General features: G+C 64.6%; 15 protein-coding genes and 1 pseudogene. 8 read left to right on the top strand and 8 right to left on the bottom strand.

Annotation, left to right across the window (positions count from 1 at the left end; all coding sequences use genetic code 11):
- Positions 1-6 precede the first annotated feature (6 nt).
- Positions 7-1,593 (bottom strand): acyl-CoA synthetase, encoded by a 1,587-nt coding sequence (locus ACJH6I_RS04465; RefSeq protein ID WP_212806437.1) that lies wholly within the window; start codon positions 1,591-1,593, stop codon positions 7-9.
- Positions 1,594-1,696: 103 nt separating this feature from the next.
- Here ACJH6I_RS04465 and ACJH6I_RS04460 point away from each other — a divergent pair, with 103 nt between their 5' ends.
- A complete protein-coding gene (locus ACJH6I_RS04460; protein ID WP_212806436.1) occupies positions 1,697-3,619 on the top strand; it encodes an NAD(P)/FAD-dependent oxidoreductase in 1,923 nt (640 codons plus the stop codon).
- A complete protein-coding gene (locus tag ACJH6I_RS04455; RefSeq protein ID WP_212806435.1) occupies positions 3,616-4,503 on the top strand; it encodes an SDR family NAD(P)-dependent oxidoreductase in 888 nt (295 codons plus the stop codon). Before ACJH6I_RS04460 ends, ACJH6I_RS04455 begins: the two co-directional genes overlap by 4 nt.
- A gap of 8 nt (positions 4,504-4,511) precedes the next feature.
- Here the strand turns inward: ACJH6I_RS04455 and ACJH6I_RS04450 are convergent, their stop codons facing one another.
- Entirely contained in the window at positions 4,512-5,117 is a 606-nt protein-coding gene (locus ACJH6I_RS04450) for a Dabb family protein (RefSeq protein ID WP_346416875.1), read from the bottom strand.
- A 483-nt stretch (positions 5,118-5,600) separates the two neighbouring features.
- On the opposite strand from ACJH6I_RS04450, the gene ACJH6I_RS04445 reads away from it, so the two are divergent.
- Entirely contained in the window at positions 5,601-6,812 is a 1,212-nt protein-coding gene (locus tag ACJH6I_RS04445; protein ID WP_318984221.1) for an NADH:flavin oxidoreductase, read from the top strand.
- Here ACJH6I_RS04445 and ACJH6I_RS04440 read toward each other — a convergent pair.
- Entirely contained in the window at positions 6,773-7,591 is an 819-nt protein-coding gene (locus tag ACJH6I_RS04440) for an IclR family transcriptional regulator (RefSeq protein ID WP_318984308.1), read from the bottom strand. The two genes, ACJH6I_RS04445 and ACJH6I_RS04440, sit on opposite strands and share 40 nt — an antisense overlap.
- Before the next feature lie 250 nt (positions 7,592-7,841).
- On the opposite strand from ACJH6I_RS04440, the gene ACJH6I_RS04435 reads away from it, so the two are divergent.
- Positions 7,842-8,255, top strand: a complete 414-nt coding sequence (locus ACJH6I_RS04435) for a hypothetical protein (RefSeq protein WP_318984222.1) — start codon at positions 7,842-7,844, stop codon at positions 8,253-8,255.
- 11 nt (positions 8,256-8,266) lie between these two features.
- Here ACJH6I_RS04435 and ACJH6I_RS04430 read toward each other — a convergent pair.
- From ACJH6I_RS04430 to ACJH6I_RS04415, 4 genes and pseudogenes are all read right to left on the bottom strand, one after another.
- Positions 8,267-9,732 (bottom strand): annotated as a pseudogene (locus tag ACJH6I_RS04430) (FAD-dependent oxidoreductase).
- Positions 9,729-10,637, bottom strand: a complete 909-nt coding sequence (gene bphC, locus ACJH6I_RS04425) for a biphenyl-2,3-diol 1,2-dioxygenase (protein ID WP_318984223.1) — start codon at positions 10,635-10,637, stop codon at positions 9,729-9,731. The pseudogene ACJH6I_RS04430 and the gene bphC overlap by 4 nt, the downstream one beginning before the upstream one ends.
- Positions 10,638-10,650: 13 nt before the next feature.
- Positions 10,651-11,832 (bottom strand): acyl-CoA dehydrogenase family protein, encoded by a 1,182-nt coding sequence (locus tag ACJH6I_RS04420; RefSeq protein ID WP_318984224.1) that lies wholly within the window; start codon positions 11,830-11,832, stop codon positions 10,651-10,653.
- A 108-nt stretch (positions 11,833-11,940) separates the two neighbouring features.
- Positions 11,941-13,020 (bottom strand): ferredoxin--NADP reductase, encoded by a 1,080-nt coding sequence (locus ACJH6I_RS04415; protein WP_318984225.1) that lies wholly within the window; start codon positions 13,018-13,020, stop codon positions 11,941-11,943.
- Positions 13,021-13,224: 204 nt separating this feature from the next.
- Between ACJH6I_RS04415 and ACJH6I_RS04410 the strand changes: the two genes are divergently transcribed.
- Genes ACJH6I_RS04410 through ACJH6I_RS04395 form a run of 4 tightly spaced genes read left to right on the top strand, consistent with a single transcriptional unit; the run spans position 13,225 to position 16,238 of the window.
- Entirely contained in the window at positions 13,225-14,061 is an 837-nt protein-coding gene (locus tag ACJH6I_RS04410) for a mycofactocin-coupled SDR family oxidoreductase (protein WP_318984226.1), read from the top strand.
- Between the two features lie 20 nt (positions 14,062-14,081).
- Positions 14,082-14,876, top strand: a complete 795-nt coding sequence (locus tag ACJH6I_RS04405) for an SDR family NAD(P)-dependent oxidoreductase (RefSeq protein WP_318984227.1) — start codon at positions 14,082-14,084, stop codon at positions 14,874-14,876.
- A 1-nt stretch (position 14,877) separates the two neighbouring features.
- Positions 14,878-15,726, top strand: a complete 849-nt coding sequence (locus ACJH6I_RS04400) for an LLM class F420-dependent oxidoreductase (protein ID WP_318984228.1) — start codon at positions 14,878-14,880, stop codon at positions 15,724-15,726.
- A complete protein-coding gene (locus ACJH6I_RS04395) occupies positions 15,723-16,238 on the top strand; it encodes a nuclear transport factor 2 family protein (RefSeq protein ID WP_318984229.1) in 516 nt (171 codons plus the stop codon). Before ACJH6I_RS04400 ends, ACJH6I_RS04395 begins: the two co-directional genes overlap by 4 nt.
- Positions 16,239-16,278: 40 nt before the next feature.
- On the opposite strand, the gene ACJH6I_RS04390 is transcribed toward ACJH6I_RS04395, so the two are convergent.
- Positions 16,279-16,659 (bottom strand): hypothetical protein, encoded by a 381-nt coding sequence (locus ACJH6I_RS04390; protein WP_318984230.1) that lies wholly within the window; start codon positions 16,657-16,659, stop codon positions 16,279-16,281.
- Positions 16,660-16,790: the final 131 nt, after the last annotated feature.

Raw genomic sequence — 16,790 nt, 5'->3', positions numbered from 1 at the left:
GTTCCTTCAGTTTTGCGCGAATTCGGGGCTGAATTCTTCACGCAGTCGGCGTTTGAGCAATTTGCCGCTGGGGTTCTTCGGGAGGGAATCGACGAAGAAAACCCGTTTGGGAGTTTTGAAGCCTGCGAGATGACCACGGCAGTGGGTGAGGACTTCGTCTTCGGTCAGCGTCATCCCGGCGCGGGGGACCACGGTGGCGACGACAGCTTCGACCCACAGCGGGTGCGTCAACCCGAAGACGGCGGCTTCCTCGATACCGTTGTGCAGGTACAGGATTTCTTCCACTTCGCGGCTGGCGACATTCTCCCCGCCGGTCTTGATCATGTCCTTCTTGCGGTCCACCACGTGCAAGAGGCCGTGCTCGTCGTAGAAGCCGAGATCACCGGAATGGAACCAACCACCGGCGAACGCCTCCGCGGTCTTGTCCGCGTCGTCGAGGTAGCCCAGCATCAAATGTGCACTGCGGTGGGCGATCTCGCCGACGGTTCCCGGTGGTACGGGAGTGTTCGTCTCGTCGAGGATGGTGGTTTCGACATTGACCACCGGTCGGCCTGCCGATCCGGCGTGAGCGTCCTGTTCCTCCGGTCCGAGCGCCGAGGCCAGGGGCGCCATCTCGGTCTGGCCGTAGAAGTTCCACAAGCGCAGACCCGGCAACCGGCGACGCAACTCGTGCAGGATTTCGGTGGGCATCGGTGAGGCGCCGTAGTACCCCTTGCACAGGCTGGACAGGTCGACCTGGTCGAAGACGGAGCTGCGCAGCAGGCTGATCCACACAGTGGGCGGCGCGAAGTAACTGGTGGCGTGGTGGCGCTCGATGGTGCGCAGGACCAGTTCGGGTTCGGGGCGGGGCAGGATGATGCTTGTCGCGCCGAGATAGATTGCGGTGGCCAGGAAGTTGTCGAGCTGTGCGCAGTGGTACAGCGGCAGGGAATGGATGACGACGTCGTCGCCAGACATCGAGCCGGCGACGATGGTGCTGATGTACTGCCACATCAAGCTGCGGCTGCTGTGCATCACCCCCTTCGGCCGCGACTCGGTGCCACTCGTGTACATCACCCGGACGAGCTGTTCGTCGCCGAGAAGATGGTCCGGGGCAGTGCTCGTGGCGGCGAGCCAATCGGCGAAATCTGGCCATCCAGAGGGACACTGCTGCCCGGCCGGAGCCAGCGCTGCGGTGACGTGCACTGCGGTGCCGCGGCGCAGCGCGTCCGCCGCCACCGGCGCCAGGTCCGCTTCGACGATGAGCCCGGCAGCATTGCTGTGCGCCAGGATGTAGGTGATCTCTTCGGCGGTGAGCATGAAATTGATCGGGACCAGAACCACGCCGGCACGGGCCGAGGCGAATGTCAGTACCGCGTACTGCCAGCAGTTCCGTGACAACAACGCAAGCCGGTCTCCGACCCGAAGACCGTTGTCGCGCAACGCCGCAGCGGCACGGTCGACCAGGTGGTCGAACTCGGCGAAACTCAGCGACACCTCGCCGTCGACGATCGCTGTCTTGTTCGGCTGTCTGCGCGCCGCCCGGCGTGGAATGTCGGCGAGGCTGTGGCTGCGGGCCCGGGCGATAACGGTGTCCAGGTCATCAGAATCCATGCGGTGAAACGTATGTAGCGCACCGAGTTGCTCGCAGGATCGTATCCCGCTCAGAGGTCAAAGCAGCGGCGGCGAAAGGGCGGTCCCTTCGATACTCGATTGCATGACCGCCGCGACCGAATCGTCCTCACCTGTAGCCAGCGCTGCTGACCCTGACGCCCTGCGTGCACACCTGATGCAGGCAGATCCCGGTGTCCTCGTCGCTGTGCTCGCACAGATGACCGGCGATGCATCGGTCGTCGATCGGTACGCCCCCAAGATCGATCACGTGCAGGACCCGCCTGAGCGGGCGGGGACCACCGATCCCGAAACCATGCACGCGCTGGTCGGCGAGATCAGCACTGCGCTCGTCGACTTCCGGCCCGAGGACGCGGCCGGCGCAGACCGCGACCTGTTCACCCGGGTGCTGCCGCTGGCGGTGGGCGGTCCGGTAGATGACGAATTCGTCGACCTGCTGATCGAGCAGGGTGGTTTCCGCCCGTCGCAACCTACGCTGCCGCGCACGGTGCCGATTCCCCAGACCACTTCCATGGCCATCATCGGGGCCGGGTTGGCCGGCATCGCGGTAGCACTGGCGGCTGCCGAGGAGGGCGTCCAGTTTCAGATTTTCGACCGCAACAGCGAAGTCGGGGGTACGTGGCTGACCACCACGTACCCGGGCATCGGCGTTGACACCCCGTCGGCCTACTACTCGCTGTCGCGTGAAGTGAACCCGGAATGGTCCAGCTATTACCCGCAGGGCGCCGAGTACCAGGCTTATCTCGTCGCGCTCGCGGACAAGCACGAGCTGCGCAAGCACATCCGGTTCGGCACCGAGGTGGAGGCGTTGCGGTGGGATGAAAGTCGTCAGCAGTGGCAGATTCATTCGCGCGGCGCCGACGGAAGCACGACGGTTGACCATGCCAGTTTCGTCGTAACCGCGGCCGGCTACCTGAATCGTCCCCGCTTTCCCGATCTCGAGGGCCGGGAGAGCTTCGGCGGCATCAGCATTCACTCGGCGCAGTGGGATCCCGCGCTGGACCTGACGGGCAAGAAGGTGGCGATCATCGGTGCCGGCTGCACCGCGGTGCAGATTGTCGATGCCTGCGTCGACCAGGTCGAACACCTCACCGTGTTCCAGCGGCAGCCTCATTGGGTCGCTCCCCGCAAGCGGTTGTCCGACGACGTCCCGGAACATCGCCGCTACCTGGGGCGGGTGCTGCCGTTCTACGCCATGTGGAACCGGGTCAAGTCGTACTGGGCCACCGCCGACAACAACTACCCGGTCATCCTGCAGGACCCGGAGTGGTCCAAGAACCATTTGTCGATCTCGCCCGCCAACGACGTGCTGTTGCAGATGTGCACGGACTACATCAACCAGATGTTCGGCGCCGGAACAGAATTGGCCCGCAAAGTCACGCCCGATTTCGCCCCGTACGGCAAGCGGATCATCCGCGACCCCGGCGGCTACTATGCCGCGTTGACCCGTGATCACGTCGACGTCGAAGCCAGCGAGCCGGCCGCGGTGAACGCCGATGGGATTGTCACGCACGACGGCCGACAGATCGACCTCGACGTCATCATCTACGCCACCGGCTACCACCTGGACTTCCTGTCGACGATCGACATCCGCGGTCGCGACGGCCGGGCGTTGTCCGCTGAGTGGGGCGACAGTCCGCGTGCCTACCGAGGTGGCACGGTCCCGGGCTTCCCCAACCTGTTCATCACGTCAGCACCGAATTACAGCCCAGGCCACGGCGCGGGCGCCAACTTCTCGATGGAGGTGCTGGCGCACTACATCATCGAGTGTCTGCAGCTGATGGCGCTGCGCGGCGTGCCGACCATGGAGGTCACGCGCAATGCGTACGACGAGTACGTCGAGGGCATCGACGAGACGATGCGCGGCACCGTGTGGTGCCATACGCCCAACGCCCACACCTACTACCGGTCCGGTTCAGGGCGCGTCGTGGTGGCCACACCATATCGACTGGTCGACTTGTGGCGTCAGCACCGGGCACCCATCGAGGAAGACTTCATCCTGCAATGACAAGGCTCTTGGCCGGTAAGACCGCACTCGTGACGGGCAGTAGCCGGGGGATCGGACGGGCAATCGCACAGCGGCTGGCGGCCGAAGGGGCCACGGTCGCGGTCACCGCGCGCGGGCATGGTCCGTCAGCGTCGGTGCGCGCCGGCGTGAGTGAGATGATCCCGGGCAGCATCCAGGAAACCGTGCGGCTCGTCGAAGACGCCGGCGGTTCGGCCTTCGGCGTGCCGGCGGATCTCGAAGACCCCGACGCGCGTGGCGGCCTTGTCGAGGCGGTCCTGGAACGGACCGGGCGCATCGACATCTTGGTCAACAACGCCGGTTTCGCCGACTATGCCGTGGTCGAGGACATGCCGATGGCAACCTTCGACCGGACAATCGACCACTACCTGCGCATCCCGTTCGCCCTGACGAAAGCCGTTGTGCCGCACATGAGAAGCCAGGGTGCGGGCTGGATCGTCAACATCGGCTCGGTTACCGGGGTGGCCCCGGCGCGGCCGTATCGGGACTACAACAAGACCGCCGGCGATGTCATCTACGCATCGTGCAAGGCGGCTCTGCACCGGTTCACCCAAGGGGTGGCAGCCGAGTTGGTCGATGCGAACATCGCCGTCAACTGTGTGGGTCCGTCCACTGCGGTGCGTACCCCTGGCGCCGCCGCGCTCATTCCCGAATCGTTTCCCACCGAGCCGGTCGAATATCTGGCAGAGACGGTGCTGGCCATGTGCCACGCGCCCGCCGCGGAGCGGACGGGTCTGGTGGCGTTCAGCTTGCACTACCCATGGTCCCAACAATTGCCGGTGCACTCGCTGGACGGCGGCGCGGTTCTGCCGCCGCTGCAACCGCCGGCATCGGCCAATCCGAACATCCTGCCCGCCGGGGTTTAGCGGCCCCGTCAGCGCAGCACCGGCGTGGTCAGCTCACAGAAGCTGTGGCACAGACGATCTCGGATGATCACGTCGGTGGTTTCCGGGTCGAACCAGCGGTCGACGACCGCCCAATGGATAGGGTGCATCAGGTACGGCCCCATCAGCCCGTCGACGTCGGTGAATTCCTGCTCGAACACGTGCGTCCACGGGCTGGTACCGATAGCGGTGTCGACACGACTGAGCTGCCACGCCGCGATGGTCGAAACATATCTTGGCATCGAAGCCAATTCGCGTTCGAAGTCGGCAATGGTGTCGGCGTCGACGCCGGGGTCGACACGCAGCAGTAGTGCGCGGTACACGGTGCCGCTACCGCTGCGTGTCGGGGTTCCGCGATAAGTCGCGCCGTTGACGTGCATGATCGCCGGATCGGCCAGAATGTTGTCGAAAGTGCTTTGCCGCCAGGAAGCCTGGTCTGCGAAGCGTAGATGGACCAGGATGTCGCCACCATTGCGTGAGCCCGACAGCGTCGGTTCCACCACATACGCGAGTGCGCCGCTGTCGTGGGCTGCCGCGCGCAAGTTCTCCAGGATTCGTACCCGATCGGATTCGTCGACGTCGATCAGGCGCGTCACGCCGACGGTGGCACCCTCTGCTGCCGGTTGTGGTTGCCGCGCAACGACATCACCTGCGGGGGCCACGTTTTCGGGAGACGCGGCCACGCTGCGGTTGCGTTCGACAATGAGGCCGGCCACGCTGTCCCACCACTGTGCCAGTGTCGGATCGCCGCGACCCTGCCATGTCATCTGCCACCACGCCTGCGGGCTGGGCAGGGACCAGGTGATGGTGACGACGTTGGTTCGGTCGTCGAACCAGATCGGTGGACTGACCAGAATGTCCCACATGGTCATACCGCGCTCGATGGCGCCGGGGGCGTATCCGGCGAGATAGGCGTCGATGAATTTCTGGGCACACCCGGGTGCGGTGACCACGCGGTCGATGACGAACACTTCGTCCATGGGTAGAGGCTAGGCGCAGAGGGCGTTGCGCGGTCCGCCTCTTCCCGGTTACCGGGAACGGATCTTTGCTCCTCGGTGATGGGCGGCAATGGTGATCCCATGGGCGACAACCCCTTTGAACCTGCGCAGCTCGGACCGGTGGTGCTGCGGAATCGAATCATCAAAGCGGCGACCTCGGAGGGGCGCTCGCCCGACGGTGCGGTCACCGATGATTTGATCGCCTTTCATCGTGCCTTCGCCGAGGGCGGCGTCGGGATGACGACCGTCGCGTACTGTTGCGTCTCTCCCGAAGCCGCGAGCGCGCCGGGACAGATCGTCATGAGTGCAGCTACATTGCGAGGTCTGCGCCGGTTGACCGATGTCGTACATGCTGGTGGAGCGGCAATTTCGGCCCAACTGGGGCACGCCGGGGTGGTGGCGCCCAAGAAGCTCACCGGTGTTACCGCGGTGGCGCCGAGCAGGTTCATCAACCCCACATCTTTCGCGTACTGCCGCGCGATCAGCGTCGCGGAAATTCAGACCGTCATCCGGCAGTTCGGGGCAGCCGCCCGTATCGCGGTGGATGCCGGTTTCGACGCGGTCGAGCTTCATTTCGGCCACCTGTACCTGCCCAGCTCATTCCTGAGTCCGCTCATCAACCGCCGCACAGATCGGTACGGTGGGTCGATCGACAACCGGTCTCGACTGGTTCGTGAGATCGCTCAACACGTCCGGACAGTTGTCGGCGGCCAGATCGCGGTGATCGCCAAGCTGGACATGGATGACGGTTTACCCGGCAGCATCTGGATCGACGAAGCACTGCGCACGGCACAACTCCTCGATGCCGACGCCACGCTTGACGCCATCGAGCTGACCCAAGGTTCCTCGGTCTACAAACCGATGTATCTGTTCCGTGGCGATGTGCCGGCCAGAGAGTTTTCGAAAGTGATGCCCGCCGCGCTGCGCCCCGCCATCCGACTGTTCGGCAAGCAAGCGATGGGCATGTACCCCTACCGGGACTTGTACATGCTCGACGCCGCTCGGCAATTCGTCCCGCTGATGAAGAACACCAAACTCGTTCTGTTGGGCGGCATTACCAACCGTGAACACATCGAGACCGGCATGCGGGAAGGGTTCGATTTCTTCGCCATGGGGCGGGCGCTGCTTCGTGAACCCGACCGGGTGAACACCATGATGACGGAGCCGGATTCACGCAGCCGTTGCACCCACAACAACAAGTGCATGGTGACCGTGTTCGGGCGCACCCATTGCGTCCTCGACCCCGACCAACGCTACGGAGTCGCCCAGCGGCTCACTGACGACCGGCGGTGAACTGCCTGCAGCGACCGGGAACCACCTTGGTGCGGGCCGAATTCCATGTTGCGCCAGATGCGGGACGCGGTGATCCGCACCGGCGCGGCCAGCCGCTGATCCAGCGTGATTCGGTCGATCGGCCCGCACACGGATACCGCCGCGAGCGGCTGACCGGGCAGTCCGATGGCTGCCGCCACGCAGCCGATCCCCAGTAGTGATTCCTCGCGGTCGAACGCCACGCCACGTTCGCGAGTCTTCGCCAGTTCGACCGCCAATTGCTGGGCGCCGGTAATGGAGAAACGAGTTTGGCGCCTGCTGAAATCGACTTCTGTGCAGTCGCTTTCGGCAAGCATGGCCTTTCCCAGCGCAGTACAGTGCGCCGGTACGCGATTGCCGACCGAGGTGTGGACGAGATCAGTCAGGTGATCGCCGATTCGCTCGAGACAGATGACATCGGAGCCGTCGAGGACAGCCAGATGTACTGCCAAGCCCGTGGCCCGCTGCAGACTGCGCAGGAGGGGCAGCGCGGCCTGGTGAATGCGGCCCTGATGCAGGGCCAACGACCCCAGCTCGACCAAGCGGGTCCCGAGTTCGTAGTCGAAACCTTCCCGCCGGAGCCAGCGCAGGTGCACGAGTCGCTCGAGCATGCGGTGCACAGATGAACGCGGAAGACCGGTGCGGTGCACGATCTGCACCATCGTCAGCGGTGTCTTGCCGTCGAAGGCATCCAGCACCAGGGACATCCGGTCAATGGCGGCGATCGGCGTTTCACCGCGGTTCACGACGGTCGTTGTCATGAGGCGCTCCCAGAGGTCGATAGTCAAAAAAGGACTATGACTATTTTTACCATACGGTGTGCGCGCTGTCACACACTGTGGTTTGAGTTCGAAGGATGCCCGCTCAGCGGATATTCGTCCCATCCCGGGACCGGTGCCCCGTAACTTCTTGCTGGTAAAGGGATCACAACCACGTCCGCCGGCACTGCCGGTGGCGTCTGGTCCGGCAGCCGCGTTGGCAAGGGCAGGTATGAAATCAACGATGTCGGCCATGGCGTTGGTCGCCGCCGCATGGACGGTGATGCCGCTGGCGCACGCGGATATCCCCCACGGGAACTTCGAAGTCAGGATCTCCGGCCGGCATGACTTTCACACCTGGCTATGGGCGCTGTCGAGTTGTCAGAGCGACTGCGTTCACGTCCAGGCGATCCCACAACCGGTGGCGAGGGCCTTTCCCTACCAGGGCGACGCGCATCTTCACGACGGACGGCTGACGCTCACCGTTGATGTGCCGGATGGATTGCGTTGCGGCGATGTCTATTACGGCCCGGTGATACCGACCCGGGATACCTATTCGTGGGATGTGACCACCATGTCCGGCACACTGTCATCATCGTTCGCCACCGGCTGCGACGGAGCGCCCGCGGGCACATTGACCTATCCGTTCGACCTCGTGCAGATGTAGTTCGGAAGCTGCTACCCGCGGGCTGCGGACCTCCCGGCGCGGCGACCGTAGAAGCTGCCGTCGCCGAGAGACACCCCGCTGGCATAGCCCCATGCGGCGAGGCCCGCGGTGCAGCGTCCGGCCGCGAACAGGCCCGGAATGGGTTCGCCGCTGACATGGAGCACCTCGGCGTCGAGCGTGGTGTGCAGGCCCCCGAGCGTGAATCCGCCGGTGCTGTCGCGAAGGTCGATGGCGCCCACCGGGGACTTGATCGGCTTGAGCCACTGCGCCTTCTTGTGCAAGAGCGGATCTTCGCCGCGGGCCGCCCCCTCGTTATAGGCATCGACGGTGGCCTGCAAGGAGTTCGGCGGTAGCCCGATCTCGGCCTCCAGATCGGCGACGGTGTCGGCGACCCATGTGGGCGGCCGCATCATCAGCTGTGGCGTCACCGAAGCCATCGCCTCCTCTTGGGCGTCGCCGTCGATGATCAGATAAGCGGTGTTGTTCTGGTGGTACAGCGTCAGCTGGCCGGCCCGGCCGGGATAGGTGTCCTCGGCGACATAACGCTGACCCCGTTCGTTCACCAGAATGCCCGCACCAACTGCTGGGGGTCGATGAACAGGGCGACCTCGGTGGCGTCCATGTGGGCCAGGTCAGCGCCGACAGCCTGCGCCATCCGGATGGCCTGTCCGTCGTGCTGCTCGATCGAGGCAGCCGGCCGTCCGGCGATGCGGGGCGCGTACTGGGCGACCATGGCGTCGTTGTAGGCGAAACTGCCGGTGGCCAGGACCACTCCACGGCGCGCCCGGATGTCCATCGTCGTGCCGTAACGCCGGGTCCGGATGCCGACCACGCGGCCGTCGGACTCGGTGATCAGCGACTGCACCCGGACGTCGTACAGCGAACGGGCACCGGCCCCGGTCGCGGTGTCGACGAGGCCTTTCATCAGCATGAAGCCCGCGCTGGATTCGCCCTGCTTCTTGTTCTGCATCCGCGGCACATGCCCGCGCGGCGCCGGTGTGGCGATGGTGTTGAACGGATAGGAGTTCTCGCCGCCGCTGTACATGAGCCCCTGATCGCCCATCGGCTCCCAGCCGGGCTCGCCGAAGAACTCGGCCTTGAACGGCACCCCGCAGCCCACGAGCCAATCGAAGTGCGCGACGCTGCCCGTGCAGTAATCGGCGATGCGCGTGGCGTCTGCGCCTGGACCCATGGCCGCATTCAGAAACGCAGCCATGTTGTCGACCGAATCCTCGAAGCCACAGGCCTTTTGGATGTCGGTGCCGCCGCCCAGGTAGATGAAACCGCCCGCCATCGAGGCGGCACCGCCCCAGGACCCGGTGCGTTCCAGCACCAGTACGTCAGCCCCGGCGCGGGCCGCCTCGACCGCGGCTGCCGCGCCGGCTACGCCATACCCGGCGATCACGACATCGGCCTCGTCGGCCCACCCGGTGATCTCACCGGCCGGGATCGGGCGGGTGCTTTCAGTTGGTGTCATGGTTGCATCGCCTTCGGTAGATCGGTGACCCACTGGTGACCCCAGTAGCTGTCCGCAGTGATTTCCTCTGCTGTGTAACAGGTTTCGTCGACTCTCATGCCCTCGGTGCCGAACTCGATATCCCAGTCGCCGGGGGCGCGCACGTAGAAGGACACCATCTTGTCGTTGGTGTGGCGGCCTAGCGTGGACGACAGCTGGAAGCCTTCGGCATTGACCCGGTCGAGGGCCTGGCCGACGGCGTCGAGGGTTTCGACTTCGACCATGAGGTGAATGAGGCCGGGATCGCGCAGGTTCTGCGCGGGGCAGATCGCCAGGCTGTGATGACGCTGGTTCACGCCCATGAACCGCACCCGGACTGGTCCGAATTCCGGTGGCACCGGGACACGGAATGCGCCGCGGGACTTGAATCCCAGAACTTCGGTGTAGAACTCGAACAAGCTGTCGACGTCGAGCGCGGGGAGCACGACGTGTCCCAGGCCCTGGTTGCCGGTGACGAACTTCGCTCCGTGCGGCGTGATGACGGGGGAGTGGTCGAGGACGGGGCCGTGAAACACCTCGAGTGCGGTACCGGCGGGATCCTCGAAAGCGATGACCTCTTCGACGCGTCGGGCATCGGCTTCCGCGAACCCTAGCTGATTGAACGGCACTCCGGCGGCCTCGAGCGCACCCTTGACCTGCTGGAGGTCGGCGTGGTCGCGCACCTCCCAACCGATGGTCATGATCTTGTCGGATTCGCCGGGCACGACGACGATGCGCGCGGCACGTTCGTCCATCCGCAGATACAGCGCGGACTCGTCGGGTCCGCTACCGGTCGCGAAGCCGAGGACGTTGAAGGCGAAGTGGCGCCAGCGTTCGATGTCTGAGGCGGCGACGGTGACGTAGCCGAGGCTCTTGATCAATCCCACGGGTGTTCTCCTGTCAGATCATCGCCCGCAGCGGCCCCTGCGGGTCCACGCCGAGGGAACTCAGGGCCGAGGCGTGGTAGACCGTGCCCGGTACGTGGATGGCGTGCGCCTGGCCGACGTGCACATCCCGCCAATACCGTTGCAGCGGCTTGTCCATCCGCGCGGCGTTGCCCCCGCATCGCGCGAATACATCATCGACCGCCGAGACGGCGCGCCATACGGCTCGCACCTGGGTGCGCCGGCCGGCCGCGCGGTCCTCGAACGACACTTCCGTGCCGGCGGCGACCATGTCGTAGATCCGGTCGACGTTGGCCAGCAGCTCTTGCCGGGCGGCGTTGATGTCGGCGGCGGCCTCACCAAAGGCATACATGACGTAGGGGTCATCTTTGATCGAGACTCCGCTGGAGTTCACGCGCTCGCGTTGGTAATCGAGTGCGGCGGCCAGGGCACCTTCGGCGATGCCGATGACGGCCGACGAGATGCCGAGCGGGAACATGGTCGACCACGGCATCAGGTACAGCGTCTCGGTCATCCCGGCCTCGCGTTGGGCGGTGCCGTCCATGACCTTCATCGCGTCCATGGTGCGGTAAGTGTGGACGAAGGCGTCCTTGACGATGACGTCCTTGGAGCCGGTGCCGCGCAGGCCCACCACGTTCCAGGAGTCCTGGACGATCTCGTAGTCGCTGCGGGGCAGGATCATGTGCAGCATCTGCGGCGGCATCAGTGGCTTGCCCTCGGCGTCACCCACCATCGCGCCCAGGAAGATCCACTCGCAATGGTCGGTGCCCGAGCTGAACTGCCAGCGGCCGTTGAAGATGTAGCCACCGTCGACGGGTCGGGCGACGCCCTGTGGCGCGTAAGGGGAGGCGACCCAGGTGTCGACATCGTCGGCCCAGATTTCGGACGCGACTCGTGGGTCTGCGTAAGCGAGCTGATACGGATGGACGCCGACGACGCCGTTGATCCAGCCCGCGGACGGATCCAGTGCGGCGGTGGCCATCACGGTCTCGGCGAATTCACGCGGGTGGACTTGCAGTCCGCCGTGGGCCTTCGGCTGCAGCAGTCGAATGTTGCCGGCCAACTTCATCAATTTGACCGTCTCGTCGGTGAGCTGCCCGGCCCGTTCTGCCTCGGGGCCCTGGGCGCGCAGTTGGTCGGCGATCTCGCGCACCCGGTCGATTACCCGGTCGGTCATCTTGTCGTCCTATCGTTTCAAAGGCTGCCACTGATGGTCCGTCGGTGGACTTTCGGTTGGTGAGAACCGTTCCCGGTGAGCGGAAAATGTTGTGGAGCAGCGGTTTTTCTAAAACTTGATGTGCAGTTCGTCTGATACTGGTGTGGCCTGGCAGGCCAAGATCAGACCGTCGGCGAGGTCCTCTGCTTGCAGTACTTCGGAGGCTGCCATGTCGACTTGGCCACCGAGCACGGTCGCCGCGCACGATCCGCACTGGCCTTCCCGGCACGAGTAGGGCACGTCGAGGTCTGCCGCGATCATCGTGTCGACCAGTGTTGCGCGCCGCGGCCATCGCAATTGGTGGCTCGCGCCGTCAAGGTCGATCCGTACCGTTGCAGCGTCCCCGCCATCGGAATGATCTGCTGCGGAACTCATCTCATTGGCAAACGGGTCGCTCGAGAGGGACTGGAACACCTCGAGATGGATGCGCTCACGTGGCACCCCGGCTTCGCTCAGGGCCTCCTTGACGACCGACATGAACGCGGCAGGACCGCAGATGAACGATTCGAAGGTCGCGGACCCGGAAAAGACGGTGCGCGCAAATCCGGTCAGCTGCGCGCGAGTCGGCAACCCCTGCACCGATTCCAACCAGTGCAATACCGTCAAGCGACCGGCGTAACGCGCAGCCAGTTCGCGGAGCTCAGCCGCGAAGATCACCGAACGCTCGTCACGGTTGGCGTAGCACAGCACCACTCGTCCGGAACCGGATGCCATCGCTGATTTGAGGATCGACATGACAGGGGTGATACCGCTTCCGGCGGCCCACAACAGAAAGTCGGTGTCGAGCGAGGACGGTGTGAAGACTCCGGCCGGCGGTAGCACTTCGATGGTTCCGCCAGCAGAAACGTTGTCGCACAACCAGTTCGACCCGTATCCGCCCACAGTCCGCTTGATCGTGACCTTCAGTTCGGAATCGGTGTGCGGGGAACTCGCCAACGAGTAGCACCGGGCCACCGAGCCGGTCTGATCGCTCGGGATGCGCAGCGTCAGAAACTGCCCTGGACGGTAGGTGAAGCGGTCGCGCAGCTGTTCAGGGACCGTGAACACCAATGACCGAGCGTCGGGACTCTCTTCAACGACATCGGTCACCGCTAGCAATACACCTCGGCCTGCGCTGACGATTTCGGTGCCGGCTTCGACATCGTTCATGTGCTGAAAGTCTGGGACGACAAAGGCACGCACCCAACCGGTCTCTCCGATGAGCGGGATCCCTGCATTGGTTTCCGATCACCGGGAATCGCCGAAGAATCGGCTTGGAAGCGGTACCTACCGTTGCAGGTGTGAGCAGGAGATCGAAGCCTGATTCAAACGACGCCGAGACCGGTGGGCACGCAGTGTGACGGGGAGAAGCGCATGAGTGCGCTGCGGCTCGCAGGCAAAGTCGCAGTCATCACGGGTGCTGCGCGCGGAATCGGCCGCGCACAAGCGGTGCGGTTCGCCCAGGAGGGAGCCGACATCATCGGGCTCGACCTGTGCGGGCCTGTCGAGACCGTCTCGGTTCCCTACAGCACTCCGGCCGACCTCGAGGAGACGGCCAGGCTGGTCGCACAGGCCGGCGGCCGGATCCACACCGAGATCGTCGACGTCCGCGACCTCAAGGGGATGCAGGCCGCGACCGACCGGGGCGCCGATGTGTTCGGTGGACTCGACATTGTCTGCGCGACGGCCGGAATCACGTCCCGTGCGATGACCGTCGATCTCGGTGAAGACGCCTGGCGCACCATGCTCGACGTCAATCTGACCGGAGTGTGGCACACCTGCAGGGCCAGCGCCGAACACCTCATCGCACGCGGTGGCGGCGCCATGGTGCTGACGAGCTCAATCGCCGGCGTGCGCGGCCTTGTCGGGGTAGGCCACTACACCGCCGCCAAGCACGGGGTGATCGGACTGATGCGCAGCTTCGCGCACGACCTGGCGCCGCACGCCGTCCGCGTGAATTGCATTCTGCCCACCAACGTCGATACCCCGCTCATCCAGAACGACGTCGTCCGGACTGCTTTCCGTCCGGACCTGGACCGACCTCCCACGCGGGACGAGTTCGCCGAAGCCGCGCGACGGATGAACCTCCTGTCCATCCCGTGGGTTGAAGCGATCGACGTCGCAAATGCGGCGCTGTTCCTGGCCTCCGACGAGGCTCGCTACGTCACCGCGATCACGTTGCCCGTTGACGCGGGCGCCACGCAAAGATAACTCCGACAAAAGGATTCACGATGATCGATGTTGCCAAGTACGGGCCGTGGGCAGTTATTGCCGGTGGATCAGAGGGCGTGGGAGCCGAATTCGCCGTGCAGCTCGCGCGGGCGGGTTTGAACCTGGTACTGATCGCGCGCAAACCGGGGCCGCTCGAGGAGACCGCGGCACGCTGCCGCGAAATCGGCGTCGAGGTTCGCGTGGAGTCCGCTGACCTCCTCGATCCACAATCGGTTGCCCGGATTTGCGAGGGCACCGCTGACCTCGAAGTGGGATTGTTGATCTATAACGCAGGCGCGAGCACGTGCAACGAGCTGTTCTTGGAGACCGACCTCCGCGAGTTTCAAAAGGTCACCGACCTCAATGTCACGCGGATGCTCGAATTGGTCCAGTACTACGGCCGTCCGATGGCGGCTCGTGGCCGCGGAGGCATCATGCTCGTCGGATCGCTTGCAGGCTACATGGGCGCGTGGAGGCACACGATTTATGCTGGCGCCAAGGCTTTTTCCCGGATGTTCGCCGAGAGCCTCTGGCTGGAACTGCGCGAACACAATGTGGATGTATTGGAATTGGTGCTCGGTGTCACGCGGACGCCGGCGATGGAGCGAATCGGCCTCAATTTCGATGCGCCCGGCATCCTGGTCAACGAGCCCGCTGACGTCGCCGCAGAAGGTCTCGCACACCTTGCCGATGGGCCGGTCTGGGTGGCGGGCGGTAACGTGGGCCGCGCAGAAGCCAACAGTGCCCCGGACAGATCGCGGGTGGTGCTGGAATCGCATGAGGCGATCAGAGCCCTGATTGCCGGGGCACATTGACGTGCGGTTGGGTTTGTCCACGCCGGTAGTGGTGCAGCAGCCCGGAATCGCCAGCGACTGGGAATCCACCGCCGGCATCGAGGATCTGGTTCAGATTGCTTCCGCTGCTGACGAATTGGGTTTCGAGTATCTGACGTGCTCGGAACACATTGCCGTTCCGTCGGCGGATGTCGCCAACCGTGGTGCGGTGTATTGGGATCCGCTGGCCACCTTGGGTTATCTTGCCGCGCACACCAGCCGAATCAGGATGGCCACTGCGGTGCTGGTCCTCGGATACCACCATCCGTTGGAGATCGTGAAACGCTACGGCACCCTCGATCGGGTGAGCGCGGGGCGACTGATACTCGGAGTCGGAATCGGCTCTCTGGAAGAGGAATTCGCGCTGTTGGATGCGTCGTGGGCGCAGCGGGCCGCACGCGCGGATGACGCGATTTGCGCTCTTCGAGCATCGCTGTCCAGTGCGATACCGCAATACCATGGACGGTTTTATGACTTCCAGGGCATGACTGTGCTGCCGCACGCTGAACAGCGGCAGGTCCCACTGTGGGTCGGCGGACGCGGTGCGGCGTCACTGCGACGGGCAGTACGTCATGCGGACGGATGGATGCCTTTCGGGCTTGATCCGCATGACGTATCTGACATGTTGGCCATCGTCGAACGTCAGCCGGGTTTTGAGGTGGTGCTGTCCACTGTGGTTGACCCAGAGGGTGATCCGGCCGGCACGCGCGCCCAATTGGAAGTCCTGCGCGACGCCGGGGCCACGGCCATCAGCTGCGTGGTCCGGGCAAACAGTGCGTCGCACTACTGCGATCAGTTGGTCCGTTTGCATGAATTGGAGAAGGAAGTATGACCGAAGCCGAGGTCTTGTCACGTCTGCGGCAACTCGAAGATCAGCTGGAGATCGCGAAAGTCATTGCCACGTACGGTCCTTCAGTCGATTCGGGCGACGCCGACCGAGCCGCGCGGCTGTGGGCTGTCGGCGGAACCTACGACGTAGAGGGCTGGCAGATGACGGGCCGTCAGGGGGTACATGACATGGTCAGCTCCCCATCACACCAGGACCTCGTCGCTCAGGGGTGTTGTCACTTCCTGGGACCTGCTGTGATCGCCTTGGACGGCGACGCCGCAGTGGCCGTCTGCGAATCGCTGGTACTGCTGCGCCAGAGCGGTTCAGACTCCAGCGGCGACGACCATTACCGAGTCTGGCGTGCCACCGCAAATCATTTCGTACTCAACAGAATTGCGGGCAAGTGGCAGATCACCGCACGGACGAGCAGGCTCCTCGATGGTGACCTATTTGTTCGCACACTGCTCGGAGCCGGTCTGGACGGCGTGTCGCCACCGACGCACGAACGGGGGTAGACCGGCTCCGGTGCCGGGAGGTTGCGTCGCCCTGCGCGGGTCAAAGATCGCCTTGCACCCAGCGGGTGGCCCCGTCGACAGCAACGCAGCTCAAGAACAACCCGTCCGGTGCCTGGGCGACGTCGTTGACGAATTGAGGGCAGGGTGAGCCCTCGACCTTGATACCCCGCATCGGTGGCGAGCGAAAATAGCGCGGTTCATATCGCCGCGGAGAGCCGCAGAACACGAGTCGGCCCCATGACGTGGTGCCGAAAACGAAATGCGACGTGTCGCCACAGGGGGCTCCCAACACCACCCCGGGGGAGATGCCGGGCGTGCAGTAGGCGTCCTCGCACGAGGCAGGGGTGTCAGCGGTCGCCACGGGCGGCGGGCCAAGGGTGAGCGCGCCGGCGGCGATGGCCAGCAGCAGTTGCTTGCGCATGGGGCTCCCGAGGTCGTTGATGTGTTCTTCCGATTCAGCTCTACCGAGTTCAGGGAACCCGGCGATACGTGGCCGACCGGTGAGCGGAACCAGCCGCGGCGGCGAGGTCGCCGGCGGCCACAGATCGGCAT

Origin of the sequence: Mycobacterium sp. SMC-13 (assembly GCF_045311035.1) — a bacterium.
In the GTDB taxonomy this organism is placed as follows: domain Bacteria; phylum Actinomycetota; class Actinomycetes; order Mycobacteriales; family Mycobacteriaceae; genus Mycobacterium.
The sequence above is the reverse complement of the archived record's forward strand: the minus strand, read 5'-3'. Positions and strand labels throughout refer to the sequence as shown.